This window comes from Sphingomonas sp. GW821-FHT09E03 (assembly GCF_059416225.1).
The window spans coordinates 80,890-105,188 of sequence record NZ_JBWKOS010000005.1 but is presented as its reverse complement, the minus strand read 5'-3'; the positions used below and the strand labels follow the sequence as shown (position 1 = coordinate 105,188).

20 protein-coding genes and 1 pseudogene are annotated in these 24,299 nt (G+C 68.7%); 8 read left to right on the top strand and 13 right to left on the bottom strand.

The genetic code is table 11. The features are described 5' to 3' along the window. Positions 1-22 precede the first annotated feature (22 nt). Positions 23-874, bottom strand: coding sequence for a PEP-CTERM sorting domain-containing protein (locus AC07M8_RS13245; RefSeq protein ID WP_495174798.1), 852 nt, complete (start codon positions 872-874; stop codon positions 23-25). Between the two features lie 183 nt (positions 875-1,057). Next, entirely contained in the window at positions 1,058-3,409 is a 2,352-nt protein-coding gene (locus tag AC07M8_RS13240) for a TonB-dependent receptor (protein WP_495174797.1), read from the bottom strand. 155 nt (positions 3,410-3,564) lie between these two features. Here AC07M8_RS13240 and AC07M8_RS13235 point away from each other — a divergent pair, with 155 nt between their 5' ends. Then, positions 3,565-5,400 (top strand): glycoside hydrolase family 15 protein, encoded by a 1,836-nt coding sequence (locus AC07M8_RS13235; RefSeq protein WP_495174796.1) that lies wholly within the window; start codon positions 3,565-3,567, stop codon positions 5,398-5,400. A gap of 40 nt (positions 5,401-5,440) precedes the next feature. Here the strand turns inward: AC07M8_RS13235 and AC07M8_RS13230 are convergent, their stop codons facing one another. The 4 genes and pseudogenes from AC07M8_RS13230 to AC07M8_RS13215 form a co-directional block, all read right to left on the bottom strand. Further along, complete coding sequence (locus AC07M8_RS13230; protein ID WP_495174795.1) at positions 5,441-6,109, bottom strand: spermidine synthase; 669 nt, start codon at positions 6,107-6,109, stop codon at positions 5,441-5,443. A 22-nt stretch (positions 6,110-6,131) separates the two neighbouring features. After that, positions 6,132-6,524 carry an MAPEG family protein gene (locus AC07M8_RS13225; RefSeq protein ID WP_495174794.1) on the bottom strand — a complete coding sequence of 131 codons (393 nt, stop codon included), beginning with the start codon at positions 6,522-6,524 and terminating at the stop codon, positions 6,132-6,134. Positions 6,525-6,576: 52 nt separating this feature from the next. Further along, positions 6,577-7,578 carry an inorganic phosphate transporter gene (locus AC07M8_RS13220; RefSeq protein WP_495174793.1) on the bottom strand — a complete coding sequence of 334 codons (1,002 nt, stop codon included), beginning with the start codon at positions 7,576-7,578 and terminating at the stop codon, positions 6,577-6,579. 1 nt (position 7,579) lies between these two features. Next, a pseudogene (locus AC07M8_RS13215) lies at positions 7,580-8,236 on the bottom strand (DUF47 domain-containing protein); the annotation flags it as partial. Positions 8,237-8,497: 261 nt separating this feature from the next. Here AC07M8_RS13215 and AC07M8_RS13210 point away from each other — a divergent pair. The 4 genes from AC07M8_RS13210 (at position 8,498) to AC07M8_RS13195 (ending at position 10,641) form a co-directional block, all read left to right on the top strand. Next, positions 8,498-9,016: a biliverdin-producing heme oxygenase gene (locus tag AC07M8_RS13210; RefSeq protein ID WP_495174792.1), complete on the top strand. Its 519-nt coding sequence runs from the start codon at positions 8,498-8,500 to the stop codon at positions 9,014-9,016. A 147-nt stretch (positions 9,017-9,163) separates the two neighbouring features. Beyond that, positions 9,164-9,721: a helix-turn-helix domain-containing protein gene (locus AC07M8_RS13205; RefSeq protein ID WP_495174791.1), complete on the top strand. Its 558-nt coding sequence runs from the start codon at positions 9,164-9,166 to the stop codon at positions 9,719-9,721. Between the two features lie 36 nt (positions 9,722-9,757). Beyond that, positions 9,758-10,105, top strand: coding sequence for a hypothetical protein (locus tag AC07M8_RS13200; RefSeq protein WP_495174790.1), 348 nt, complete (start codon positions 9,758-9,760; stop codon positions 10,103-10,105). Between the two features lie 38 nt (positions 10,106-10,143). Then, the gene (locus tag AC07M8_RS13195; protein ID WP_495174789.1) at positions 10,144-10,641 is read left to right on the top strand and encodes a hypothetical protein; all 498 of its coding nucleotides are present in this window, start codon (positions 10,144-10,146) and stop codon (positions 10,639-10,641) included. 238 nt (positions 10,642-10,879) lie between these two features. Here AC07M8_RS13195 and AC07M8_RS13190 read toward each other — a convergent pair whose 3' ends face one another. After that, complete coding sequence (locus AC07M8_RS13190) at positions 10,880-13,024, bottom strand: histidine kinase dimerization/phosphoacceptor domain -containing protein (RefSeq protein WP_495174788.1); 2,145 nt, start codon at positions 13,022-13,024, stop codon at positions 10,880-10,882. A 142-nt stretch (positions 13,025-13,166) separates the two neighbouring features. Here AC07M8_RS13190 and AC07M8_RS13185 point away from each other — a divergent pair, with 142 nt between their 5' ends. Then, positions 13,167-14,261 (top strand): catalase family protein, encoded by a 1,095-nt coding sequence (locus tag AC07M8_RS13185; RefSeq protein WP_495174787.1) that lies wholly within the window; start codon positions 13,167-13,169, stop codon positions 14,259-14,261. 124 nt (positions 14,262-14,385) lie between these two features. Further along, positions 14,386-15,171 carry a metallophosphoesterase family protein gene (locus tag AC07M8_RS13180; protein ID WP_495174786.1) on the top strand — a complete coding sequence of 262 codons (786 nt, stop codon included), beginning with the start codon at positions 14,386-14,388 and terminating at the stop codon, positions 15,169-15,171. A 75-nt stretch (positions 15,172-15,246) separates the two neighbouring features. Here AC07M8_RS13180 and AC07M8_RS13175 read toward each other — a convergent pair whose 3' ends face one another. Continuing rightward, positions 15,247-17,694 carry a glycoside hydrolase family 3 protein gene (locus AC07M8_RS13175; RefSeq protein WP_495174785.1) on the bottom strand — a complete coding sequence of 816 codons (2,448 nt, stop codon included), beginning with the start codon at positions 17,692-17,694 and terminating at the stop codon, positions 15,247-15,249. A 160-nt stretch (positions 17,695-17,854) separates the two neighbouring features. Here AC07M8_RS13175 and AC07M8_RS13170 point away from each other — a divergent pair, with 160 nt between their 5' ends. Beyond that, positions 17,855-18,943, top strand: coding sequence for a LacI family DNA-binding transcriptional regulator (locus tag AC07M8_RS13170; RefSeq protein WP_495174784.1), 1,089 nt, complete (start codon positions 17,855-17,857; stop codon positions 18,941-18,943). Between the two features lie 133 nt (positions 18,944-19,076). Here the strand turns inward: AC07M8_RS13170 and AC07M8_RS13165 are convergent, their stop codons facing one another. Genes AC07M8_RS13165 through AC07M8_RS13145 form a run of 5 tightly spaced genes read right to left on the bottom strand, consistent with a single transcriptional unit; the run spans position 19,077 to position 24,253 of the window. Then, entirely contained in the window at positions 19,077-19,916 is an 840-nt protein-coding gene (locus tag AC07M8_RS13165; RefSeq protein ID WP_495174783.1) for an aldose 1-epimerase, read from the bottom strand. Continuing rightward, a complete protein-coding gene (locus tag AC07M8_RS13160; RefSeq protein ID WP_495174782.1) occupies positions 19,916-21,343 on the bottom strand; it encodes a sugar porter family MFS transporter in 1,428 nt (475 codons plus the stop codon). Before AC07M8_RS13160 ends, AC07M8_RS13165 begins: the two co-directional genes overlap by 1 nt. A gap of 37 nt (positions 21,344-21,380) precedes the next feature. After that, positions 21,381-22,259: an SMP-30/gluconolactonase/LRE family protein gene (locus AC07M8_RS13155; RefSeq protein WP_495174781.1), complete on the bottom strand. Its 879-nt coding sequence runs from the start codon at positions 22,257-22,259 to the stop codon at positions 21,381-21,383. Positions 22,260-22,262: 3 nt separating this feature from the next. Further along, positions 22,263-23,048: a D-xylose 1-dehydrogenase gene (xylB, locus tag AC07M8_RS13150; RefSeq protein ID WP_495174780.1), complete on the bottom strand. Its 786-nt coding sequence runs from the start codon at positions 23,046-23,048 to the stop codon at positions 22,263-22,265. A gap of 53 nt (positions 23,049-23,101) precedes the next feature. Continuing rightward, a complete protein-coding gene (locus AC07M8_RS13145; RefSeq protein ID WP_495174779.1) occupies positions 23,102-24,253 on the bottom strand; it encodes a fumarylacetoacetate hydrolase family protein in 1,152 nt (383 codons plus the stop codon). Positions 24,254-24,299: the final 46 nt, after the last annotated feature.

Here is a 24,299-nt window from a genome sequence, read left to right as displayed (position 1 = left end):
CGGGCGCGATGTCGTGGCGTGGCTATCCGGTCCCGCCGCCCGGCAATACCCCCTGTGCCATCAGCTCTGCCGCGGCGATTGCCCGCAACTGGTGGGCGACGTCGGGATGGAGGCCAAGATCGTCGGCGGCCTCTTCCCTGCCGTCCAGAATGCGCGGATCGGCCTTGGTGACGGTGCCGAACACCATCAGCGCCTCGAGGTAATAGCCTTCGGCGGTGGCGTGATACTGGTCCCACGACCACAGGCTGACCTTGCCGAAGGCAATGCCGTCATAAGGGTTCGGGTCGGCCAGCCCCTCCGCCATGGCGCGGTTCCAGGCGGGACCGACCGCGACAACGGCGTTCACTGCGGACGGGCCGGCGAGCGCCTGCCGGCTTGCCGCCATCAGGTCGTCGGCCATGCGCGTGATCGGCTTGCCGAACCAGTGACCGGTGGGCTTGTAGGTCTGGTCGGCACGTGACCAGGTGGAGACGAGATCCACCTCGGCCCGAGGGTTGCGGGCGCGCATCAGCGCGGCGAGCGCGCGGGCTGCGGCGATGTGGCGGGTGGGGTCTCCCGGATTGTCAGCATCCAGTGTGCTGTAGCCCTGGAGGATGACAACGTCCCACGGCCGATCGATTTCGGCGCGCTTGTTGGCAAGATGATAGGCGAGGTCCTTGCCCGACGACGTCTCCAGGCTGACCGTCCAATCGAGCCCAGCTTCCGCCGCAAAGGTGGCAAACAGCGCCGGCACGCCGCCGACACCCTCGCGATTGAGATCCTCCACTCGATCGGGCCGATACCGATGCACCGGCGAGGCGGCGCCGAAGGTGAAGCTGTTGCCGACGAAGAGGATGCTGCGCGCTGGCGCGGGCGCCGCGGCCACCAGTATCATGGCCGAGGCTGAGGCGATCAGCGCGACGCGCCGGCAAAAGGAGCTGCTCACCATAAGCAATCAATCTGCGGCCAATCGCGCCAAGGAGCAACTGCCGTTGCGGCGGCGACGTCGAGCTCCGGTGCTCCCGTCGCCGCCGCAACGCATGCCCGAGGGGCACGCCCGCGGGGCTGCCCGACGGCCTTAGAACCCCTTGCGCAGCGACACGAACCACTGGCGCGGGGCGCCCGGCAGCAACGTCTGGCTGTCACCGCTGGCGGTGAAGCCGTTGGAGCCGACGGTGGCGATATACTTCTTGTCGGTAAGGTTGGTCACGCTGCCCTCGATCGAGACGCCGTCGAGGAAGCCCGGGCCATGGATACGGTAGCCGATGCTGGCGTCCACCAGCGCGCGTGCGCCTACCGACTGGTCGTTGGTGTAGGTGAAGTAGCGCTTCGACATCCAATCAACACCGGCGCGGGCGAGGAAGGTGTTGTCGTCGTAGACGATCTCGCCCTTGGCCATGTGATCGGGGTTGTCGACGATCTTGCGGCCCTTGCTCGCGACCAGCACGGTGCCGGCGGCGCTCAGCACGTCGTCCTGATAGGTCGAGTGATTGTAGGAATAGCTGGCGAGCGCCGAGAGCGCGCCGAACAGGCGGTAATTGATGGTCGCCTCGCCGCCATAGCTGTGGACGCTGCCGACGTTGTTGAGCGTCGCCGGGTTGCCGATGATGCCCGCGCCGTTGGCGAAGGCGAGCAGGCGGTTGGAGAAGTCGACGTAATAGCCCGCCGCCGACATCTGCAACCCGCCGGCGTGGAAGCGGACCCCGCCTTCCGCGGTCTTCGAACGCTCGGGCTTCAGCGTGGTGCGGATCGCGTCGAATCCGGCCTGAGTGGTGGAGAACGGCCCGGTGGTCGCCGAGGAGACGAAGGCGCGCATGTTCTCGGTATAGCTCGCGAACAGTTCGGCGCCGCCGCCGACGCGGAACAGGATGCCGGCCTGGGGCAGGAACCAGTCGCGCGATTCGATCTTGCCCGCGGCGAGCGTGCCGGTCTCGAGCGTCGACTGGTTCTTGACCTGGACGCCCTTCCAGCCGCCGTTGATCACGACGCGATCGTCGGCGAGCTTGAGCGTGTCCTGCACATAATATTGCAGCGTCTCGGTATCGTACTTGCCGTCCCACTGGGTAAAGAACGGGTTGTCCTGATACTCGAGCGTCTCGCGGTTGGGCTCGGTGCCCATCGCCATGCCGTAGAAGCGGCGCGCCTGGCGGAAGGTGTTGCTCTCATACCAGCCGCCGACTTCGAAGCGGTTGACGCCGACGTCATAGGCAAGGCGGCTGACGTTGCCGGCGCGATGGATGCTGTATTCGGTGGTGCGATAGGCGAGCGGCGCGGGGTTGGTAATCGGGTTGCCGTCTTGGTCAGGCGCGCCGACCGGGGTCGCCGTATAAGGCGTGATCCAGGAGCCCTGGCCCTTGTTGTTGTGGTAATAAGTAGTCGAGCGCAGGTTGAGCTCGGGGGTGAGGTTGGCATCGACGGTGACGCCGCCGAGATAGTCGCGGCGCAGGCCGCCGGCGTCGAAATAGGCGTCGTCCACCGTCGCGTAAGGCGCCGGGAAGGCGAGGCCGGCGGTGGGGTAGGGCAAAGCGGCGGTGGCGCTGCCGGCGCGGGTGGTCTGGTTGGCGTAGACTTCGGCGAGCTGGATCGCGAGCGCGTACTTGTCGCCGATATTGTCGTCGCGGGTGCCGAGGCGGCGGATCATGTCGAGGCTGAGATCCTGGTAATCGGTCTCACGGCGATCGGAGAAATCTAGAAAGGCGGTGATGCTGCCCTGGTTGCCGAGGTCCTTGACGATCTTGGCGTCGGCCTGGTGCTGGCGCTGGTCGCCATAGCCCTTCCACTTGTCGGTCTGCAGGAAGCCGTAGCTGAGATAGCCCTTTAGGCCGCCACCGATGTCGCCGCTCTCGAGACGGACGAACGCGCGATAGGTGTCGTCGCTGCCATAGGTGCCCGAGGCCTGGATGCCGGCGATGTCCGACGGCGCGCGGCTGGTGAACTGGATGGTGCCGCCGAGGTTGCTGGTCGACGCGGTGCCGAGCGAGCCGGCGCCCTGGGCGACGGTGGTGGCGCCGATATCCTCGGAGATGATCGCGCGGCTGATGTGGAGGCCGTTGACGTTGCCGTAGCTCATGTCGCCGAGCGGCACGCCATCGAGGGTGAAGCCGAGCTGGTTCTGGTTGAACCCGCGCAGGCTGATGCGGGTCGACCATTCGTAGGCGCCGAACGCGTCGGCCGACTGGAAGTTGACGCCGGGGAGCTTCGAAATCGCCTTGAGCGGCGAGGTGCCGGGGGTGAGCCGGGCCATGTCGGCGGCGGTGACCGACTGAACCTGGCGGCTTTCGCCGAAGCCAAGCACGACGATGTCGTCTTCCGGGGCGGGAACTGACGCCTGATCGATCGGAGCGGCGGTGGCTTGTTCCTGCGCGGCGGCGGGCGCGGCGATCAGCACGGCAGGCGCGACGCCCGCGAGCAACAGATATTTGGCAATCATGTAAGTGTCCCCAACCGATAGCGGCCTGATGAGGCTGGGTGACGACGCACCGTTACGCCGCCGTGACGATGATGCGACAGATCGGTGAAGTTGGCCGTTGTGCCGCGGGTGGGCGGCAAGGTGCGGCTAAAGCGCCACACAGGCGTTCAGCCGCGATGACTTTAATGGACAATCCGGCGCCGGGCCGGACGATCGGCGATCATGGCGTGATCGGCAATCTCGAGACGGCGGCGCTGGTCGCGCGCGATGGCGCGATCGATTATTGCTGCTGGCCGGCGCTCGACAGCCCGACGATCTTCGCCGCGCTGCTCGATCCTGCGCAGGGCGGGGCGTTCACCATCACCCCGGCGCTGGACGATGCGCGCACCAGCCAATGCTATATTCCCGACAGCAACGTGCTGGTGACCGGCTGGATGAGCGAGGCGGGCAGCGTCGAGGTCACCGACCTGATGCCGCACCCGCAAGCGTGCCGCGACGACGCCGACCAGGGCACGCGCTGCGTCATCCGCCGGGTAACGGCGACGCGTGGCCCGGTGACGCTGGCGGTGCGCTGCCGGCCGATGTTCGATTACGCGCGCGAGGCGCCGGTCGCGAGCGCGGTGGCCGACGGCCGCGGCGTGGTGTTCACCGGCCAGACCATCGCGTTGCGGCTGATCGCCTCGGTGCCGCTGACGCCGGGTGAGGGCGAGGCCACCGCCGAGGTGACGCTGGCGGCAGGCGAAACGGCGTGGTTCGTGCTCGACGACCCGGCGGCGCCGGTGCCGGAGGACCGCGACATCGACGCGCTGCTCGCCGGCACGGTGGCGGCGTGGCGCGGCTGGGTGGGGCGCTCGACCTATCACGGCCGGTGGCGCGAGGCGGTGACCCGCTCGGCGCTCGCGCTCAAGCTGCTGACCTCGGCGCGCCACGGCTCGATCGCGGCGGCCGCCACCTTCGGCCTGCCCGAGGCGACCGGCGCGGGGCGCAACTGGGACTATCGCGCGACCTGGATCCGCGACGCCTCATTCACCGTCTACGCCTTCATGCGGCTCGGCTATGTCGAGGAGGCCGAGCGGTTTCGCGGCTGGGTCGCCGACCGGGTCGAGCATGCCGACGCCGCGCACCCGATCCGGATCATGTATGCGATCGACGGGTCGGAGGCGGCGGACGAGCAGGAGCTGGCGCATCTCGCCGGCTATGCCGGCAGCCAGCCGGTGCGGATCGGCAATGGCGCGCACCACCAGACCCAGCTCGACATCTTCGGCGAGCTGCTCGACAGCGTTTATCTCTCGAACAAATATGGCGCCGCGATCAGCCATGACGGCTGGGGCCATGTGTGCGGCATGGTCGATTATGTGCTTAGCCACTGGAACGAGCCCGATGCCGGGATCTGGGAGCTGCGCGATGCGCCGCGCGCCTTCCTCCATTCACGGCTGATGTGCTGGGTGGCGCTGGATCGCGCGATCCGGCTGGCGCAGAAGCGCTCGCTGGCGGCGCCGCTGGCCGACTGGTCGGCGGGGCGCGACGCCATTGCCCGCGATATCTGGGATCATTACCGCCATCCCGACCACGGCTATTTCGTCCAGACGCGTGGCGGCACCGACCTCGATGCCGCGCTGCTGATGATGCCGCTGGTCCGCTTCGTCTCGGCGACCGATCCGGTGTGGCTGAAGACGCTCGACGCGATCGGCGCCGAGCTCAGCGACAATGCGATGATCTACCGCTACCGCAACCAAGACGGGCTGGACGGCGGCGACGGCGCCTTCACCACCTGCACCTTCTGGTACATCGAATGCCTCGCGCGCGCCGGGCGGCTCGACGAGGCGCAGATCATGATGGCCAAAGGGCTCGGTTATGCCAATCACCTCGGCCTGTTCGCCGAGGAACTCGATCGCCGGGCGCTGCCGCTCGGTAACTTTCCCCAAGCGCTGACCCATCTTGCCTTCATCAGCGCGGCGTTCTTCCTCGACCGGCGGCTGGCGAACGACCGGGCCGAGGTGTGGCAGCCGTGACGACAAAGGAGGTCGCTGATCAAGCGACCTCGCTGGCGCCTCAGCCCTTGCGCGCGAACCAGATCACATGGCGCGGGCCCTTGCCGTTGCTGCGGGCGCGGACCACCACCTCGTCGGTGTCGAAGCCGGCCTGGACGAGGCGACGGGCGAAGGCCTGGTCGGGGGCAGCGGACCAGACGGCAAGGATACCGCCGGGGCGCAGCGCGGCGCGCGCGGCGTCGAGCCCGCGGGCAGAATAGAGCCGGTCGTTGGCGTTGCGGGTGAGGCCATCGGGGCCGTTGTCGACATCGAGCAGGATCGCGTCATAGCGGCCCCGTGCCGCTGCGATCACCGCGGCGACATCGTCCTCAACCAGCTCGACCCGGGGATCATCGAGGCAGCCGGCCATCAGCGTCGCCATCGGCCCGCGCGCCCAGGCGATGATCTCGGGTACCAGCTCGGCGACGGTGACGCGCGCGTCTGCGCCCAGCGCCGCCAGCGCGGTGCGCAGCGTAAAGCCCATGCCATAGCCGCCGACCAGCAGATGCGCCGCCGGCTTGGCGAGCCGCTCGCAGGTCATCGTCGCCAGCGCCTCTTCGGAGCCGCTCATCCGGCTGTTCATCAGCTCGTTGCGATCGAGCACGATCATGAAGTCGTCGCCGCGGCGGAACAGCCGCAGTTCCTCGCCGCCGGGCACCAGCGCCGTGCCGATCAGTTCGCGAGGGGTCATGCGCAAGGCTCCAAGGGGGACGTCAGAAGAAGCGGATCAGCATCAGCAGCAGGCCGAGAATCGAGGTCAGCCAGCTCAGGCTGCGGATGTAGCGGATCCCAAACAGGTAGAGCGGAATATAGACCAGCCGCGCAGCGAACCACAGCACGGCGCCGATCGCGCCGACGCCGCCGGTGTGGCCGGTGACCGCCAGCCCGAGCGCCAGCGCGACGAACGCCGCATAGGTTTCCTGGAAGTTGGCGAGCGCGCGGGCGGCGCGACCCGCATAGGTGCCGAGCGGTTGTGTCTCGTCGTCGCGCGGTCCCGCGTTCCAGTCGAGCCCGCGCTCGCGCGTCGCCAATTGCCCCTGGAGCATGATGTGGACGAACAGCAGCACGGTGGACGCGCCGAGGAGGATCAGTTCAACGGGCATCATCATTCGTCCTCGGCCATGATCATGCGGCCGCCACCCGGCAGCCGCTCCACGATCAATGCGCGAAGAGCCGCGTCAGTTCATACGCGCCGGCACCGATCAACCCGGCGGCGGGTAGGGTAACCACCCAGGCAATGACGATGCGGCTGGCAATGTTCCAGCGCACCGCCGACAGCCGCCGCGCCGAGCCGACGCCGACGATGGCGCCGGTGATGGTGTGGGTGGAGGAGACGGGGATGCCCCCCATGGTCGCCATGAAAAGCGTGATCGCGCCACCGGTTTCGGCGCAGAAACCTTGCGCCGGGGTGAGGCGGGTGATCTTGGAGCCCATCGTATGCACGATCTTCCACCCGCCCGACATGGTGCCGAGCGCCATCGCCGCCTGGCAGGCGAGCACCACCCAGAAGGGGACATGGAACTCGCCGCCGAGCAGCCCCTGCGAGTAGAGCAGCACCGCGATGATGCCCATCGTCTTCTGCGCATCGTTGCCGCCATGGCCGAGCGAGTACATCGCTGCGGAGATCAGCTGCAATTTGCGATAGCGCTTGTCGACGCCCATCGGGGTGAGCTTGATGCTCGTCCAGGCGACGACCAGCACCAGCACCAGCGCGAGCACCAGGCCGACCGCGGGCGAGATGAAGATGCCCGCGACCGTCTTGCCGACGCCCGACCAGACCACGCCGGACAGGCCGACCTTGGAGATGCCGGCGCCGAGCAGGCCGCCGATCAGCGCATGGCTGGAGCTCGACGGGATGCCGTAGCGCCAGGTGATGATGTTCCAGGCGATCGCGCCGGCGAGCGCGCCGAAGATCACCTGCGCATCGATCACCTGGGCATCAACGATGCCCTTGCCGACGGTCTGCGCGACATGGAGGCCGAACACGGCAAAGGCGATGAAGTTGAAGAACGCCGCCCAGATGACGGCGTGGTGCGGCTTGAGCACCCGGGTGGAGACCACGGTGGCGATCGAATTGGCGGCGTCGTGAAGCCCGTTGAGGAAATCGAACAGCAGGGCCACGCCGATCAGCGCGACCAGGACCGGCATGGAGACCAGCATCTCAGGCGTGATCGATCACGAGACCCTGGATCTCGTTGGCGATGTCCTCGAAACGGTCGGCGATCCGCTCCAGATGGCTGTAGATCTCGCGGTGGACGATGAACTTCATCGGCTGATCGTTGCCGCACGCCTTGAACAGCGACTTCAGCCCCTGGGCGTGGAATTCATCGGCCTGGCCCTCAAGTTCGACGAGCCGCCCGGTGAGCGAATGCAGCCGCGCCGCGTTGCTTTCGAGCTTGCGGAGTAGCGGGATCGCCTCGGCGGTGACCCGCGCGGCCTCCACCGCCACCGCCGCCATCTCGCGCATCTCGGGCGCAAACTCGGTCACCTCGTAGAGGCCGATGGTGGTCGCCGTCTGGTTCATCTGGTCGATGGAATCGTCCATCACCCCGATCAGATCGGTGATCGCCGAGCGATCGAACGGTGTCACGAACACGCGGCGCACGTCCTGAAGCACCTCGCGGGTGATATCGTCGGCATCGTGCTCGCGATCGACGATCGTGGCGATGTGTGCCGCAATCTCGCCGTCGCCGCTGAACAGCTTCTGCAGTGCGTCGGCACCGGCGACCAGCGTGGCGGCGTGCGCCTCGAACTGATCGAAGAACCGCCCCTGCTTGGGCATCAGCGCCTGGAACCAGGCTACCATGGGAGACCTTTCAATGATGGCGCGGCGCGCATGGGGCCGACCGGGGGGGCGGCGCAAGCCGAAAGTGGTGCCGCGGCGATCCCGCGGCGGGTCATGCCACCTGCGTTGCCGCGCCTATGGGGGTGAATGGATGCTGAAGCATGTCGACCTGGCGGGGCCTAGACGGGGAACAAGTCAGATCCGTGACATAGCCGGATCGGCGTGGCCAGGGCCGACGCGGCAGCAGCAGAGGCGCTGCCTCGACAGCGGCGGCGCGGCGGGGCAATTGGGGCCATGTCGTTCATCAAGCAGCTTCGCGCCGAGACCGCCGCCGATCATGACCGGGTGGATATGCTCTACGGCCGGTTCGCCCTCGACCGTGCTGCCGACTACCGGCGTATGCTGATCGCGCATGCGGCGGCGTTGCCGGCGGTCGAGGCGGCGCTCGGTGTGGCTGACGATCTGCCCGCGTGGCGGCCGCGCACGCCGCTGATCGCGGCGGATCTCGCCGCGCTGGGCGTGGCGATGCCGGCGCCGGCACCCTACTCCGCACCCGACGACGCGAGCCGCTGGGGCGCGCTCTATGTGATCGAGGGATCGCGGCTCGGCGGTACGCTGCTGGCGCGATCGGTACCTGCCGGCCTGCCGTCGGCCTATCTTGCCGCCAGCCACCAGCCCGGCGAGTGGCGCGCGCTGCTCGCGGCGCTGGAGGGGCGCGCCGCCGTCGCGGGCGAGGCATGGCGGCAGCGCGTGCTGGCAGGGGCACGGGCGTGCTTCGGCCTCTATGCAGCGGTCGTGGGGCGTGAGGATTGACCCGACGGGTGATGGCGGTCATCGAACCGCGACCCCCGCGTGCTACCTCGATCAGTTGCGTGGTGACGTCATGACGGCCCAAGTAATTACAGCGGCTTCGCGGTCCTTTGGTGACTTGGCGCCGGTGGCTATGCACAAGCGCTCATTATGAACCCGATTCTGACGTCGCTCAGTCCGCGCCAGCATGAATGCCTCCGCCTGTCATGGGAGCGGCTGACCTCCAAGGAGATCGCGCTGCGGCTCGGCCTCAGCCCGCGCACGGTGGACAGCTATATCGCCGAGGCGGTGGAGGCGCTCGGCGCGGCCGACCGGCGCGAGGCGGCGCGGATGGTGTTCGGCGCCAGCCCGCCCCCCGTGGCAGGCGCCGCAACGGCCCCCCGTAACGATTACGGGGGGGAGCCCGCCCGGGTGGCGGCGCTTGCCGCATCGGATCACGACGAGCCAGCAACGACAGGGCAGGCAGCCGCCGGGCCGCCGGAGCCGACGCCGTTCCCCGAGGGAGCGGCGGCGGCGCCGGTTTCCCTCGGCCGCCCGTTCGCCACCAGGGAGCACCCGCGCAACACGCTGACGCCGGCGGCCACATGCTTGTGGATCGGCATCATCGCAATTGCCTCGCTCGTCATGCTCGCGCTGACCACGTCGATCGGATTCGGGCTCGCATCGATCGTCGCGGACTGGCGCGGAGGACATCAGACGCATCAATGACGCCGTGGCTCCTCGTCGCGGCGAGGGGAGAGTATCATGCGCAACGAACGTCTTGCCATTGCCCGCCGGATCGCCGGGCTGCTGATCCCGCATGAACAGGAGATCGACGACGCCATCATCCGCAACGCGCGGCTGACGATGGCGATGGTGGAGGGCCGCCGCGCCGCCAAGGCCCCGCTGACGCTCGGCCAGCAAAGCCTTGAGCTGATCGCGCGCGCCAATGCCAGCCTGCTCGAGGCGCGCGGCCACGTCGCCAACGCCCATCTCGAGCTGCGCGATGCCCAATTCGCGCTCGGCCTCGGCGCGGTGTCCTACGGCGACTATGGCGAAACGCCCACCGAGCCGGCGGCGCGCGCGCCGTTGAGCGTGGTCCAGGCCGCATAAGCGTTGACGGGGAATTCGCACGGTGGTTCGGCGTTCGCGTGAACACCTTCCTGCTCTTCGTGATCCTGCTGGGGTCGTGCGCGGGCTATGCCCTGCTGTTCGGCGGGGCGTGCGAAGCATGGGCGGCGGGGCTGCAGCTGGCGGCGTTCGCGGCAGGATGGGCGATCAAGGCCGGCCTGTCGCTCGCCCTGCCGTCGTCGCATCATGTCGCCACCGGGCTGTTCGCGATCGACCTCGTGCTGCTGAGCGCGCTGGTGCTGCTGGCGATCCGCGCGACGCGGTTCTGGCCGCTGTGGATTGCCGGCTTCCACTGCGCCTCGGTCGTCGCGCATGTCGCCAAGCTGCTCAATCCGGGGATGGTCGGTTACGCCGTGCAGATCCAGCTGTGGGGCTATCCAATGCTGCTGGTGATGGCGTTCGGCACCTGGCGGCATCGCCAGCGGCTGGCGCAGTTCGGCAGCGATCCGTCATGGAAGCCGCGGCGCGGGCAGGCAGCCGATGACCGGCTGGCACAGCCGGGGCTGCTGGACGGCTGACCGCCCCGGCGGCCCGCCGACCGCGGCCGCCACCCCGTTCAACCATCTATTCACGAGCTTGCGCGGGGCGAGGGCGGGGAGGCTCTCCGTCTCGTGCAGGGGCATCGGGACGGTCGCGCGTCATGCGCGATCCGGCGGCCGCGGGAACGGCAGCCGACCGGTGTGACGGTGTGAGGGTCCTGCGCGCCGTCTCCGTTTGCTCCGGGCGGCGGGCGGGGCCCTCATTATCCTGCGTAAGTCAGTCGACCGCGAGCCGCTGCGGCTCGCCGATCGGCGCGGTCATGATTACCCTGAGTCCCGGCGCATTGTCGCCGAACTCGATCTCGCCATCGAGGCGCTGAACCATCGCCGCCATCATCCGGCCGCCGAACCCTTCGCCATCGCCCTTGCCACGGCCCTCGTCGGCGACGATCAGGCGCAGCCGGGTGCGATGCTGTTCAAGCGCAATCGAGATCGGGCCGGCGGCGCCGGCATAGGCATATTTGGTGGCGTTGATCACCAGCTCGGTGAGGATCAGCCCGATGTTGACAGCGCGGTCGGTCGGCACCAGCACCGGGGCGAGATCGAGCCGCATCTGCGCGGCCCAGTCGGCGCCGAGCGAGGTCTTCATGTCTGCGACCAGCTCGTCGATGTAGCGCGACAGGTCGACGCTCTCGACCTGATCGTCGCGGTAGAGCCGGCGATGAACCAGCGCCACTGCCGCGAGCCGCGCCTGCGCCTCGGCGAGATGCTCGCCGACTGCGGGCTCGGTGCTGCTCTTGGCCTGGAGGCGAAGGAAGGAGGCGACCAGCTGCAGGCTGTTCTGCACGCGGTGGTTGACCTCCTTCATCAGGACGTCCTTCTGCGCGAGCAGCGCGTCTTTCTCGGCGAGCGACTTGCCGAGCTCGCGGTTGAGCCGGCGCACTTCCTGGAACTGGCGCGCCTCGTGGAAGCGGCGGCGGAGGCGATGGGACGCTTCGACTTCCTCGAGCGTCCAGCGCCGGGAGCGGCCGCGTACCGTCTGCGTCCAGCTGGCGAATGAGGCACGCGGGGTGAGCGGCTTGCCCGGCTCTGCGGTGACCGCCTTGTGCGGGTTGCCCGCCCATTCGATCTCCTCGATCTGCTCGGTGCGGAACCAGAGCAGCACCGCATCCTCGTCGAGCAGCGGCAGCGCGATGACGCCGCTGGCGGGGGCGACGCCGATCGCGGCGGGGTAGGTCGCGCCGAGCTCGTGGACCGCGAGCGGCTCGCCGCCGCGCGCCTGCACCCAGTCGGCGAGATCGACGATGAAGGCATCGGGTGGGCAATGGCCACTGGCGAAGACGGTGCCGCGGTCGACGAGGGCGAAGCCGTCCGCGCCCATCATCGCCTGCAGATCGCCCTTCACCGCCTGGACGGCGCGGCGCAGCGGCTCCTCGCGGTTGAGCCGCGGCACCACCAGATCCTCGGCGGCGCGCAACCGCAGCCGCTCGCGATAGGCAGTCGCCTCTTCCTTGGCGTGGATCTGGCGGGCGAGGCCGCTCGCCAGCGTGGCACCGGCGCTGCGGATGTCGGGCGGCAGCTGGCGCGGCGAACAATGGTGGCAGGCGACCAGCCCCCACAACAGGCCGTCCTTGACGATCGAGATCGATGCCGAGGCGGCGACGCCCATGTTGTGCAGGTACTGAAGGTGGATCGGCGAGACGCTGCGCAGCGCGACGTCGCTGAGATCGGCGCCGGCGAAGGACGCGGGGCGAACCGGTGCCGGCACGTAATCGATCGTCGGGATCGCGCGGGTGCGGTTGCGCACATAGAGCGCGCGCGCTTGGCGGGGGATGTCCGAGGCCGGGAAATGGTGGTTGAGGAAGCCGTCGAGCTCGGGGATCTTGTCCTCGGCGACGACGCGGCCCGCGTCGTCGTCGAGGAACTGGTAGATCATCACCCGGTCGAACCCGGTCAGCGCCCGGAAGGCGACGGCGGCACGCTCGCACAGCAAGGGCACGCTGGTGGCACGCTCGAAACCGGTGGCGACCGCATCCAGCCAGGCGAGCGTCGCCGCGGCAGTCATTGGCTCATGTGGCAGCGGCTCCAGCTCGACCATCACCTGCTCGCCGGCGCGGTGGACCAGCGCCGAGAAGCTGCCCGCGAGCCCCGTTACCGGCCGCGGCGCGACAGCGTGAACCGTGCCGACAGACACGCCGAGGCTGCCGACCTCCTGGCCGAGCAGGTCGGCGAGCGGCACGCCGAGCCAGTCGGCGGCGAGCAGCCCCTCGATGTCGCCGGCGCCGGCAAGGACGGGCCGATCGCCCGCGGCGCTTGCGATCAGCAGCAGGCCATGCGGCTGGATGGCACCAGGAATGTGGATCGGCTCGCGATCGCAGTCGGTCAGGTCGAGCCCTTGCTCACCGGGCATGATCGTTGCCATCTTCGTCTCCAGAGCAGGGCTGCATGGCCGGATCGCGTACCTGTTACAATGGCAGGCGAGTTGATCGGTGTTAATTAGCTGGCGTGGCGGAACGTGGGGCGGCGCAGGGGGTTGATCTGGCTCAATAAAAGGAACTCTGCCGATGCTTGCCAATCATCCGGTCCGATACAGCCCCGCCGTCGAGCGGGTGCAGCCCGACGAGGCCGAGACGATCAGTGAGCTCACCGCATCGTTCAAGGAGATTCTCGACACCACCTCGCAGGATTACGGCCATGCGGTGCGCGCGGTCCATGCCAAGGCGCATGGCATCGCCCGCGGCACGCTGACGGTGCATGACGGGCTGCCCGAGCAGCTTGCCCAGGGCATGTTCGCAACGCCGGGCAGCCACGAGGCGGTGATCCGCATCTCGACCAACCCCGGCGACATCCTCGACGATTCGATCGCGCTGCCGCGCGGCCTCGCGCTCAAGGTGCTCGGCGTCGAGGGCGAGCGGCTGCCAGGTTCGACAGGCGACACGGTGCAGGATTTTATCATGGTCAACGGGCCGGTGTTCTCGGCGCCCGATGCCAAGGCGTTCCTCAAGAATCTCAAGCTGCTGGCGAAAACGACCGATCGCGCCGAGGGCGCGAAGAAGGCGCTGTCCGGCGTGCTGCGCACCGTGGAAGCGGGGCTGGAGGCGGTCGGGCTCGAATCCTCGACGCTGCAGCAGCTCGGCGGCGCGCCGCAGGTCCATCCGCTGGGCGAGACCTATTACAGCCAGACGCCGTTCCGCTATGGCGACTATCTCGCCAAGATCGCGCTGTTCCCGGTGTCGCCGGCGCTGACCCAGCTGACCGGCGACACGATCAACGCGCACAACCGTCCCGACGCGATCCGCGAGGCGGTGCGCGAGGTAATGATCGAGCAGGGCGGGCGCTGGGAGCTGCGGGTGCAGCTCAATACCAACCTCGACGAGATGCCGGTGGAGGATGCCACCGTGGAATGGAGCCAGGAGGCGAGCCCGTTCGTCACCGTCGCCACGCTCGAGGTGCCGCCGCAGCTCAGCTGGCAGCACGGCGAGACCGAGCATACCGACGACGCGCTAGCGTACAGCATCTGGCACGGCATCACCGCGCACCAGCCGCTCGGTGGCGTCAACCGCGCGCGGCGGGAGACGTATGAGTTTTCGGCCGGTTACCGGTCGAAGTTCAACGGCTGCCCGATCCACCAGCCGCAGAAGCTGGCGGAGCTGGTCTGACGCTGCGGGCGCGCACTGCATTGCCGTGCGCGCCCGGCAACCCTGGCCTATTCACGCCGCTGCCGGCTAGAACCGCCGCCATCGTGCGGCGAAGCTTCCGGCCGCATCGTGCGTTCGAGGGACCATGATCAAGCTCTTCCACGTCAGTGATGTTCATTTCGGCGCCGAGGATCCTGCCGCCATCCGCTGGTTCGCCGAGCGGGTCGCCGCCGAAAAGCCCGATGCGGTGATCATGACCGGCGATCTGACGATGCGCGCGACCCGACGCGAGTTCGAGCAGGGCGGCGCGTGGCTTCAGAGTCTGGGCGTGCCGGTGACGGTGGAGGTCGGCAATCACGACATCCCTTATTATTGGGACCCGTTCCGCCGGCTGCTCGCGCCCTATCAGCGCTATGCCGCGGTGGAAAAGATGATCGAGCAGCCGCTCGAGATCAGCGGCATCACCGTGGTGCCGCTCAAGACCACGGCGCGCGCGCAATGGCGGTGGAACTGGTCAAAGGGCCGGGTGGGCGCGAGCGCGCTGCGCCGTGCGCTGGCGCTGATCGCCGAGGCGCCGAAGGGCAACCTCATCTTCGTCGCCGCGCATCACCCGCTGATCGAGGGCGGCACCAAGGGTACCGCCAAGACCCGCCACGGCGACGCGGCGCTGACCGCGCTGGCGGCGGCGGGCGCGCATGCCGTGCTGTCCGGCCACGTCCACGACCCGTTCGACGTCCCGGTCGAGCGCAACGGCTGGACGGTGCGGATGATCGGCGCGGGCACGCTCTCGAAGCGGGTGCGCAACTCGCCGCCGGCGTTCAACGAGATCCGGGTTGAGGGCACGCGCTTCGAAACGCTGGCGCGTACCATGTCGCCGGCGCCAAAGGCGGTGCTGACCGAGGACCGCCGATCCGGCGTGACCGCAGGATAATCACCGCCGCGACGGCGCACGTCGGCGAACCTTCATTTCGAAGGGGGTGTCGACGCGTCGACACCCCGCATCTACTCAGTTCGGGCAGACCGCGCCGGCAGGATCGGTGGCGAGGCGGAGGTCGGCGACCGCGACGGTGAACGGGCCGGTCGCGGCGAGTGAGAAGGGCGAGCTGACCTTGGTCATGTCGGCGCCATGCTCGCGGAAGCATTTGAGCGGCACGCGCACCGTCTTCCACTCGCCGCCCGCGGCGAATAGCGACGCGGCGTTGACCGTGCCGCCGCCGAGCGCGAGGCTGACCGCGCCGGCCGGTGCCCGCTCGACCCGATAGGTCATCTGCAGCATCAGATCGGCGTTGGTTTCGCGGGTGAGGTCCAGCGTCGGGCCGCCGATGCGCACGGTGGCCTGGCGCCCGGCCGGCCAGCTGAGCTGGATCGCGCCTTCCTGGGTCTGCGGGCCGTCCACCGCCTTGCGGGTCACGGCGCTGTCGGTGGCGAAGGAGAAGGGCTTGGGGACGCTGCCGCGGCTGAAGAACAGGCTGGTGTTGGCCAGGCTGGCGTCGACGCCCGAGACTTCGCTGAGCTGCGGCAAGGTGACGCGCTGGGCGTAGCTGCCACCGGTGCCGAGCGCGAACAGCGGGTCGTAGCCGGTCGTGCCCTGGTTGAGGGTGAACTGGCCGGCGGACTTGGGCCAGCTGAACGACAGGCGGCCGGTGAAGTCCTTGCGCGGGCGACCCGCCGCATCGCCGATCAGCACGTCGGCCACGCCGCCGCCCTCGCTGCCCGGGAACCAGGCGGCAACAAACGCATCGGAGGCGTTGAGCTCGGGGTTCACCCACAACGGCCGTCCGGACAGGAACACCGACACGACCGGCACACCCTGGGCCTTGAGCTTCTTGAGCAGCGCCAGCGCCTGCTTGTCGCCAGGCTGGAATTCAAGCGTGCGCACGTCGCCACGCATCTCGGCATAGGGCATCTCGCCAAACACGACGATCGCGGCATCGGGCTTCTTGGTGAAGCGGCCATCGGTGCTCAGCGTCGCACTGCCGCCGCCGGCCTTCATCGTCTCGGCAATGCCAGCGTAGATCGACTGGGCGTTGGGGAAATCCTTGTTGGTATTGCCGTCACCCTGCCAGCTCAGCGTCCAGCCGCCGGCCTGACGGCCGATGTCGTCCGCGGCATCGCCGGCAACCATGATGTTGGCGCTCGCCTTGATCGGCAGCACCCCATTGTTCTTGAGCAGCACCAGCGTCTTGGCGACCGCCTCGCGGGCGAGCGCGCGATGCGCCGGGCTGCCGACCAGCTCGGGCTTGCTCTCAAACGGGCGCGCGGGATCGAACAGGCCGAGCTTGGCTTTCACGCGCAGGATGCGGCGCACCGCGTCGTCGATCCGGCTCATCGGGATGGTGCCGTTCTTCGCTGCCGCCAGCGTGGTGTCGAACATGCCCTTCCAGCTGTCCGGCGCCATCGCCATGTCTAGTCCGGCGTTGAAGGTGGCGGGGCAATCGTCGTTGGTGCAGCCGGGGATCTGGCCGTGGCCGTTCCAGTCGCCGACAATGAAGCCGTCGAAGCCCATCCGGCCCTTGAGCACGCCGGTCAGCAGCGACTTGTTGCCGTGCATCTTCTGGCCGTTCCAGCTCGAGAAGGACGCCATCACGGTCAGCGTGCCGGCATCGATCGCGGGCGGATAGCCGGCCGAATGGATCCGGATCAGCGTGTCTTCGGAAACCTGCGCGTCGCCCTGGTCGACCCCGTCCTTGGTGCCGCCGTCGCCAAGGAAATGCTTGGCGCTGGCGGCGACATGGCCGTTCTGGATGGTGCCGGTACCGGGCTTGCCCTGCAGCCCCTCGATCATCGCGCCGGCATAGGAACGCACCACCGCCGGGTCTTCCGAATAGCCCTCGTACGCGCGACCCCAGCGATCGTCCTGCGGCACCGCAAGGGTCGGGCCGAACGCCCAGTCGACTCCGGTGGCGGCGGTTTCCTCGGCGGTGGCGGCACCGATACGGCGGATCAGGTCGGGATCATGCGCGGCGCCGAGCGCGCTATTGTGCGGGAACAGCGTCGCGCCGACGATATTGTTGTTGCCGTGGACCGCATCGATCCCGAACATCAGCGGGATGGCGACATGGCCGGCGCGCTTTTCCATCGCCACCGCGGCGAAGGCGCGCGCGGTGGCGAGCCACGGCCCGACCGGTGACCGCTCGGGCGCGCCGATCGGCGGGGCACTGCCGCCGGCGAGCACGCTGCCGAGCGGATAGCGGCGCAGATCCTCGGGCTTGATCGAGGCGATGTCGGCCTGGATCATCTGGCCGACCTTTTCCTCCAGCGTCATGCTCGCCATCAGCTTGGTGACGAAGGCTTCGGTCTTGGCGTCGATCAGGCCCGGGCTCTTCGCCTGCGGCCACAGCGCCGGATGGGCGACGCTGCTCGCAGGCGCAGGCGCGGTGGTGCTCTGCTGGGCGGCAAGCGGGGCGGCGACGCTCAGCGCCGTGGCGAGCATCATCAAGGTCTTGGTGCGCATCGGGGCCTCTCCTGGATCGTTTCGATTTGCCGCTGTCATAGCAAGTTCGCCTGCGAGCGCTACCATCCTTGCCAGGAAGATGCGGCAGTGATGCACCCCTTTTTGGTGCAGTGCAGGATTGTGTCTTCTCGCCGCCGGTGCCGCTGCTACAGTCCGTCACATGGCCACCCACCTCCGCAAGCCCCGCGCCGCCAAGCGCCAGAGCGGTGCGCCGACGATCTCCGACGTCGCGCTGCTCGCCGGCGTGTCGCCGATGACCGTGTCGCGCGTAATCAACGCCGACGCCAACGTCCGCGATACCACGCGCGAGGCGGTCAACGCCGCGATCGCGCAGCTGAACTATGCGCCCAACCCGGCGGCCCGCAGCCTTGCCGGCGCGGCGCAGCTGCGCATCGCGTTGCTCTATTCGAACCCGAGCGCGAGCTACCTCAGCGAATTCCTGGTCGGCAGCCTCGATTCCGCCGGGCGCAGCGACATCCAGCTGATCGTCGAGAAATGCGAGATCGGCGATCACGAGATCGAGGTCGCCGAGCGACTGGTGCGCAGCGGCATCGACGGCGTGGTGCTGCCGCCGCCGCTGTGCGATTCGCGCGGGGTGCTCGACGTGCTGCTCGGGGCGGAGATCCCGACCGTGGTGGTCGCCACCGGCCGCGCGCCGGAACAGGCGGCCTCGGTGAGCATCGACGACTTCGCCGCGGCCAAGGCGATGACCGAGCATCTGCTCAGCCTTGGCCATGCGCGGGTCGGCTTCATCGTCGGCAACCCCAACCAGACCGCGAGCGCCGAGCGGCTCGCCGGTTATCGCGCGGCGCTTGCCGAGCGTGGCATTGCCGCCGACGATGCGCTGGTCGCGGCCGGGCTGTTCACCTATCGCTCGGGGCTCGATGCCGCCGAGCAACTGCTCGACGTCGCCGATCCGCCCTCGGCGATCTTCGCCAGTAACGACGACATGGCCGCGGCAACGGTGGCGGTGGCGCATCGCCGCGGCCTCGACGTGCCGGGCGATCTCACCGTCTGCGGGTTCGACGACAGCGCGCTCGCGACCACCATCTGGCCCGAGCTCACCACCATCCACCAGCCGATCGCCGACATGTCGCGTGCCGCGGTGGAACTGCTGGTCGGCATCGTCCGTGCCGCGCGCAGCGGCAAGGCCGACGAGACCCGCCACATGCTGCTCGATTACACGCTGATCCGCCGGCAGTCCGATGCAGCGCCGCGGCGGCGGCCGCCGGTGCGGAGCCAGGGCTGAGGCGGACCGGACGGGGCGAACGCGCCCAGTCCATCCGTCACCCCAGCGTTCGCTGGCGGCTTGGTGCGCAGGGCGAAGCGCGAGCCGCATGTCACCCCGGCTTTCGCGGGGGTGACGGGTTGGAGGTGGATGCTCAGCCCGCCGCCGTCACCGACATCGCGATCGTCCTGGTCTCGCCCGGCGCGAGCAGCACCGGCGCGGCACGGTTGAGGCCGTCGGGCATCGCGGTCACCGGCTCGACGCAGAAGAAGTCCTCGCCCGGTGGCATGAACAGGTGGAGGAAGGGCGTACCCTCGCCGGCGAGGCGCAGGTCGCCATCGGCACGGGCAATGATCGCCTCGCCCGACCAGCCGGTATAGCTGTTGTCGATCAGCGTCGCGCGATCCGGCGTGTCGCCCCCGGCCCAGTCGCCGAGGCGATCCGCGGCGACCTGCTCGGTCGGCAGCAGCCCGGCATCGACCAGCCACACGCCGTCGGCGTGGAAGCGGACGGTGCTGACCGGCCCGCGCATGAAATAAGGGTGGAAGCCGAGCGACACCGGCATCGCTCGCGCGTCGTGGTTGGTGACCGACAGGGTGACGCGCAGGCCGTCGTCATCGAGCATGAAGGATTGTGTTGCGGCATAGGCCCAGGGCCAATGCCCATCGCCGGCATGGTCGTGGCGCAGCGTCGCGTGGCGATCGCTGGCCTGGTCGATCGTCCAGGGCACCAGCCAGCCGACCCCGTGGAGCGGGTGATCCTGACCCTCGACATTGCGCGGCAGCGCGTAATGCTTGCCATCGATCGCGAAGCGGCCGTCGGCGACGCGGTTGGCATAAGGGACCAGCGGAAAGCAGGCGGTGAGCAGCGGATGGTTGACGCCGGGCGCGGTGGGGCGGAAGATATCCGCCCCGCCGCGCCGCAACGCTGCCACCGAGCCGCCGAGCGCCGGCAGGAGATCGAGGTCCCAGCCGGCGTGGGTGAGGCTGATCATCAGCCCACCATGTCCTCAAGCTCGCGCCCGCGGGTCTCGGTGACCATGGCGCGCACGAAGAAGAAGGAGACCAGCGCGGCGATCGCATAGCCCATGTAGGTGATGGCGAGGCCGGGCGAGACCACCAACGAGGGGAAGCTCACCGAGATCACCGCATTGGCGATCCACTGCGCGAACCCCGACACCGCGAGCGCCGAGCCGCGGATCTGGTTGGGGAACATCTCGCCGAGCATCACCCACATCACCGGACCCCAGCTGACGTTGAAGAAGATGACATAGAGATTGGCCGCGACCAGCGCGATCAGCCCGATGTGGCCGGGCAGGGTGACGCCGCCAGTGGCCGAGGGAATGGCGTTGGAGAAGGCCCAGGCGACGACGCCCAGAGTCACGGTCATGCCGGCCGAGCCGACCAGCAGCAGCGGCTTGCGGCCGATCTTGTCGATCAGCGCGATGGTGAGCAGGCAGGCGCCGATCGAGAGCACGCCCGAGAGGATGTTGATCTGGAGGGCATTGTCCTCGGTGAAGCCGACCGCTTCCCACAGCGTCGCGCCATAATAGAAGACGACGTTGATGCCGACGAGCTGCTGGAACACGGCAAGGCCGATGCCGGCCCACAGGATCGGGCGGATCTTGCCGGTGCGCTTGTCGACGAGGTCAGACAGCTTGGGCTTGTGGTGGTCGACCGCGAGCGAGGCGCGGATCTCGGCGACCTTGCGGCGCGCCTCGCCGGCGCCGAGCAGGCGGGTAAGAACGCCCTCGGCCTCGGCATCGCGGCCGCGCACCACCAGATAGCGCGGGCTTTCCGGGATGAAGAACAAGGCGACGAGGTAAAGCGCGGCGGGGATCACCTGCAGCCAGAACATCCAGCGCCAGGCCTGATAGCCGCCCCAGAACTCGGCGGTGGAACCGCCCGCGACCCGGGCCAAGGCGAAATTGGCGACGAACGCACCGGTCAGGCCGGAGATGATCATCACCTGCTGGATGCTGGTCAGCCGGCCGCGGATGTTGGCGGGCACCACCTCGGAAATATAGACCGGCGAGGTGACGCTGGCGGCGCCGACGCCGAAGCCGCCGATGATCCGGGCGATGATGAACACGATCGACGAACCGGCGGCGCCGGCGCCCAGTGCGCTGATGATGAACAGCGCCGCAGCGAGCATCATGGTGTTGCGGCGGCCGATCATGTCGGCGAGCCGGCCGGCGCCGAACGCGCCGATCGACGAGCCGACGAGAATCGCGCCGACGTTGACGCCGATGCCGAAGCGGCCGAGGTCGAACGCCGCCTCGATCCCCTTCTGGGTGCCGTTGATCACGCCCGAATCATAGCCGAACATGAAGCCGCCGACGGTGGCGACCGCGACGATCATGGCGATTAGCGCGCCGTTGACGCGGCTCGCGTCGGGGGCGGGTATAGTTGTGCCGTTCACTTGGCTTCCTTCCACATGATGCGCTCTCGCGGCGCTTTTACGATTCCGCCAGGACCGGCGCGACGGGAACACCCGGCACGTCGACGCGGAAGGTGAAGATGTTGCCGGCGAGCGGCTGGGCGGCGAGTTCCTCGGCCGACAGCCCCTGTCGCGCGGTGCTGGCGAAGGCGGTGAGCCCGTCCTCGCCGCCAAGCGCGATCTTGGTGACATTGGCGACCGGGAAACGGACCTCGGCGGTTTGGGTGCCGTCCGGCGCGAACCGCCGGGCCGCCCAGCCGCCGTAGAAGCCGACCCAGACGCCACCCTCGGCGTCGCAGATCGCGCCATCGGGATGACCCTTGGCGGGATCGCAGGTGAGGAAGCGGCGGCCCTCGCCGACATGGCCAGCCTCGTCGACCGGATGGGCGTCGATCGCGAGCCCGAGCGTGTCGACCAGGTAGAGCGTGCGGCCATCGGGCGCGACCGCCGGGCCGTTGGTGATCACGATCGGCGCGACCGCGGCCTTGGTCACCGCGCCGCGATGCCAGTGGTAGACGTGACCGGTGGCGTTGGCCTCGTCATTGTCCATGGTGCCAAACCAGATCCGCCCGGCGCTGTCGACCGCGGCGTCGTTGAGCCGGTTGCTGGGGGCATCGCCCTCGACCTCGGCAAGCAGGGTGAAGCTGCCGTCGGCGGGATCAAAGCGGTGGACGCCGTTGGCGAGCCCGGCGATCCAGCTGCCGTCATCGGCGGGCAGCACCCAGCCGACATGCGCCGGCGCGTCCCAGCGATCGAGCTGCTGCGTCGCCGGGGTGTAGCGGTAGACGCAGGGCGCCTTGATATCGACGAACCACAAGGCCGAATCGCGCGGCGACCAGACCGGGCCTTCGGCGAGCTCGGCGCCGACCGCCACCAGCGGGAGGGCTTCGCTATCCATGACTCAGCGCCACCCTGCGTCGATGAAATAATCGTGACCGGTGCACATCTTGGCGTCATCCGAAGCAAGAAACAGGACAAGCGCCGCGACGTCGGAGGGCTGGATCCGGCCATCGAGGCACTGCGCGGCGACGATCTCCGCCTCGCCCTCGGGCGTGTACCACTTCTCCTGGCGCGGCGTCTGCACATTGCCGGGGACGATGGTGTTGACGCGGATGTTGCTGCGGCCGAGGTCACGCGCCAGCGCGCGGGTCAGGCCTTCGATCGCGGCCTTGCAGGTCTGGTAGAGCACCAGATCGGGCAGCGCGAGGTGCCAGCTGATCGAGCCGAAGTTGAGGATCGCGCCGCCGCCGGCGCGCTTGATCGCCGGCGCCGCTGCCTGGGCGGCGAAGAACTGATGGCGCAGATTGACGTTGAGCCGCTGGTCCCAATAGTCCGGCGTCACCTCGTCGATGGTATGGCGATCGTCGTTGCCGGCATTGTTGACCAGAATGTCGAAGCCGCCGAGCGCCGCCTCGAGATCGGCGAACACGCGCTTGAGGTCGTCGAGATCGGTGAGATCGCAGTGACGATACAGCGGGGCGTGAACGGAACCGGCCGACAGCCGCTCGACCAGGGCATGGCTCGCCGCATCGGCGATGTCCACGAACGCGACCTGGCACCCCTGGGCGACGAACGCCTCGACCAGGCCCTCGCCGATCCCCGATCCACCACCGGTGACGACGACGCGCTTGCCATGCAGGCTGGGGTAGATCGCCCGGCCGCCGGCTACGCTTGTTTGTTGCAACACTGATTCATTCTCCGTCTCGTCGGCGGCGGGCTCTATACGCCCGCCACCCGATATCATGCGCCGAGCAGCCCGCGGCCCGCGAGGTTGGTCATCAGCCCACCGATGCCGAGCGTCCACGCCGGCGCGTCGCGCGAGGTGGTGACGCGGTTGGTCAGCAGGCCAAGCCGCGGATTGGCGATCGTCACCACATCGCCGAGCTTGTGGGTGAAGCCGCGGCCGGGCTCGTCGCGATCCTGGGTCGGCGCGAACAGCGTGCCGAGGAACAGCACGAAGCCGTCGGGATAATGATGCTCGCTCATCGCCTGGGCGACAAGATCCTCGGGATCGCGGCTGATCTCGCTCATCTGGCTGTGGCCGTCGAGCGTGTAGCCATCCTCGCCCTCGATGCGCAGCGTCACTTCGCTCGTCCGGACGTCGTCGAGGCTGAAGCCGTCGTCGAACAGGCGGATGAACGGCCCGATCGAGCAGGAGGCGTTATTGTCCTTGGCCTTGCTCAGCAGCAGCGCCGAACGACCCTCGAAATCGCGCAAATTGACATCGTTACCGAGCGTCGCGCCGACCACCTTGCCGCCTGCGGTGACGAGCAGCACGACCTCGGGCTCGGGGTTGTTCCAGGTGGAATCCGAGCGGATGCCGATCGGCGCGCCCCAGCCGACCGTCGACAGCGTCGGGCTCTTGGTGAAGATCTCCGCATCCGGGCCGATCGCGACCTCGAGATATTGCGACCACATGCCGTCGTCGATCAGCGCCTGCTTGAGCGCAGCGGCCTCGGGCGACCCGGGCACCACCGAGCGGATGTCGCCGCCCATCCGCTGTTCGAGCCCGGCGCGGACCTCGGCGGCCTTGGTATAGTCGCCGCGCGCGCGCTCCTCGATGACGCGCTCGACCGCCGACACCGCGAAGGTGACGCCGGCGGCCTTGACGCATTGCAGGTCGATCGGGCTGAGCAGCCGCGCCGGGGCATCGACCGCGGCGGACAGGCCGAGCGCCTCGAGCGCGCCGAGCGGCACGCCGGCAGCGGCATCGAACGAGCCTTGCGCGACCAGCGCCGACACCGTCGGGGCGACGCGCGCCATGTCATAGACCTGGCCCTGCTTGATCAGGATCGGGGTGGGGCCCTCGCCGAGATCGACGCGGCCGAGCAGCAGCGCGCTGTGCCAGTCGGCGGGCAGGGCCGACTCTAGCGACGCGGCGATATGCGACATGAAAATCCTCTCTGGTCTTGTTACCGCTATCGTACCGGGCCATAAC

What these genes read in the sequence shown, in the direction of transcription:
- AC07M8_RS13245 (WP_495174798.1), bottom strand. Translation starts at nt 874, where the DNA reads ATGATACTGGTGGCCGCGGCGCCCGCGCCAGCGCGCAGCATCCTCTTC.
- AC07M8_RS13240 (WP_495174797.1), bottom strand. Translation starts at nt 3,409, where the DNA reads ATGATTGCCAAATATCTGTTGCTCGCGGGCGTCGCGCCTGCCGTGCTG.
- AC07M8_RS13235 (WP_495174796.1), top strand. Translation starts at nt 3,565, where the DNA reads ATGACTTTAATGGACAATCCGGCGCCGGGCCGGACGATCGGCGATCAT.
- AC07M8_RS13230 (WP_495174795.1), bottom strand. Translation starts at nt 6,109, where the DNA reads ATGACCCCTCGCGAACTGATCGGCACGGCGCTGGTGCCCGGCGGCGAG.
- AC07M8_RS13225 (WP_495174794.1), bottom strand. Translation starts at nt 6,524, where the DNA reads ATGATGCCCGTTGAACTGATCCTCCTCGGCGCGTCCACCGTGCTGCTG.
- AC07M8_RS13220 (WP_495174793.1), bottom strand. Translation starts at nt 7,578, where the DNA reads ATGCTGGTCTCCATGCCGGTCCTGGTCGCGCTGATCGGCGTGGCCCTG.
- AC07M8_RS13210 (WP_495174792.1), top strand. Translation starts at nt 8,498, where the DNA reads ATGTCGTTCATCAAGCAGCTTCGCGCCGAGACCGCCGCCGATCATGAC.
- AC07M8_RS13205 (WP_495174791.1), top strand. Translation starts at nt 9,164, where the DNA reads ATGAACCCGATTCTGACGTCGCTCAGTCCGCGCCAGCATGAATGCCTC.
- AC07M8_RS13200 (WP_495174790.1), top strand. Translation starts at nt 9,758, where the DNA reads ATGCGCAACGAACGTCTTGCCATTGCCCGCCGGATCGCCGGGCTGCTG.
- AC07M8_RS13190 (WP_495174788.1), bottom strand. Translation starts at nt 13,024, where the DNA reads ATGGCAACGATCATGCCCGGTGAGCAAGGGCTCGACCTGACCGACTGC.
- AC07M8_RS13185 (WP_495174787.1), top strand. Translation starts at nt 13,167, where the DNA reads ATGCTTGCCAATCATCCGGTCCGATACAGCCCCGCCGTCGAGCGGGTG.
- AC07M8_RS13180 (WP_495174786.1), top strand. Translation starts at nt 14,386, where the DNA reads ATGATCAAGCTCTTCCACGTCAGTGATGTTCATTTCGGCGCCGAGGAT.
- AC07M8_RS13175 (WP_495174785.1), bottom strand. Translation starts at nt 17,694, where the DNA reads ATGCGCACCAAGACCTTGATGATGCTCGCCACGGCGCTGAGCGTCGCC.
- AC07M8_RS13170 (WP_495174784.1), top strand. Translation starts at nt 17,855, where the DNA reads ATGGCCACCCACCTCCGCAAGCCCCGCGCCGCCAAGCGCCAGAGCGGT.
- AC07M8_RS13165 (WP_495174783.1), bottom strand. Translation starts at nt 19,916, where the DNA reads ATGATCAGCCTCACCCACGCCGGCTGGGACCTCGATCTCCTGCCGGCG.
- AC07M8_RS13155 (WP_495174781.1), bottom strand. Translation starts at nt 22,259, where the DNA reads ATGGATAGCGAAGCCCTCCCGCTGGTGGCGGTCGGCGCCGAGCTCGCC.
- AC07M8_RS13145 (WP_495174779.1), bottom strand. Translation starts at nt 24,253, where the DNA reads ATGTCGCATATCGCCGCGTCGCTAGAGTCGGCCCTGCCCGCCGACTGG.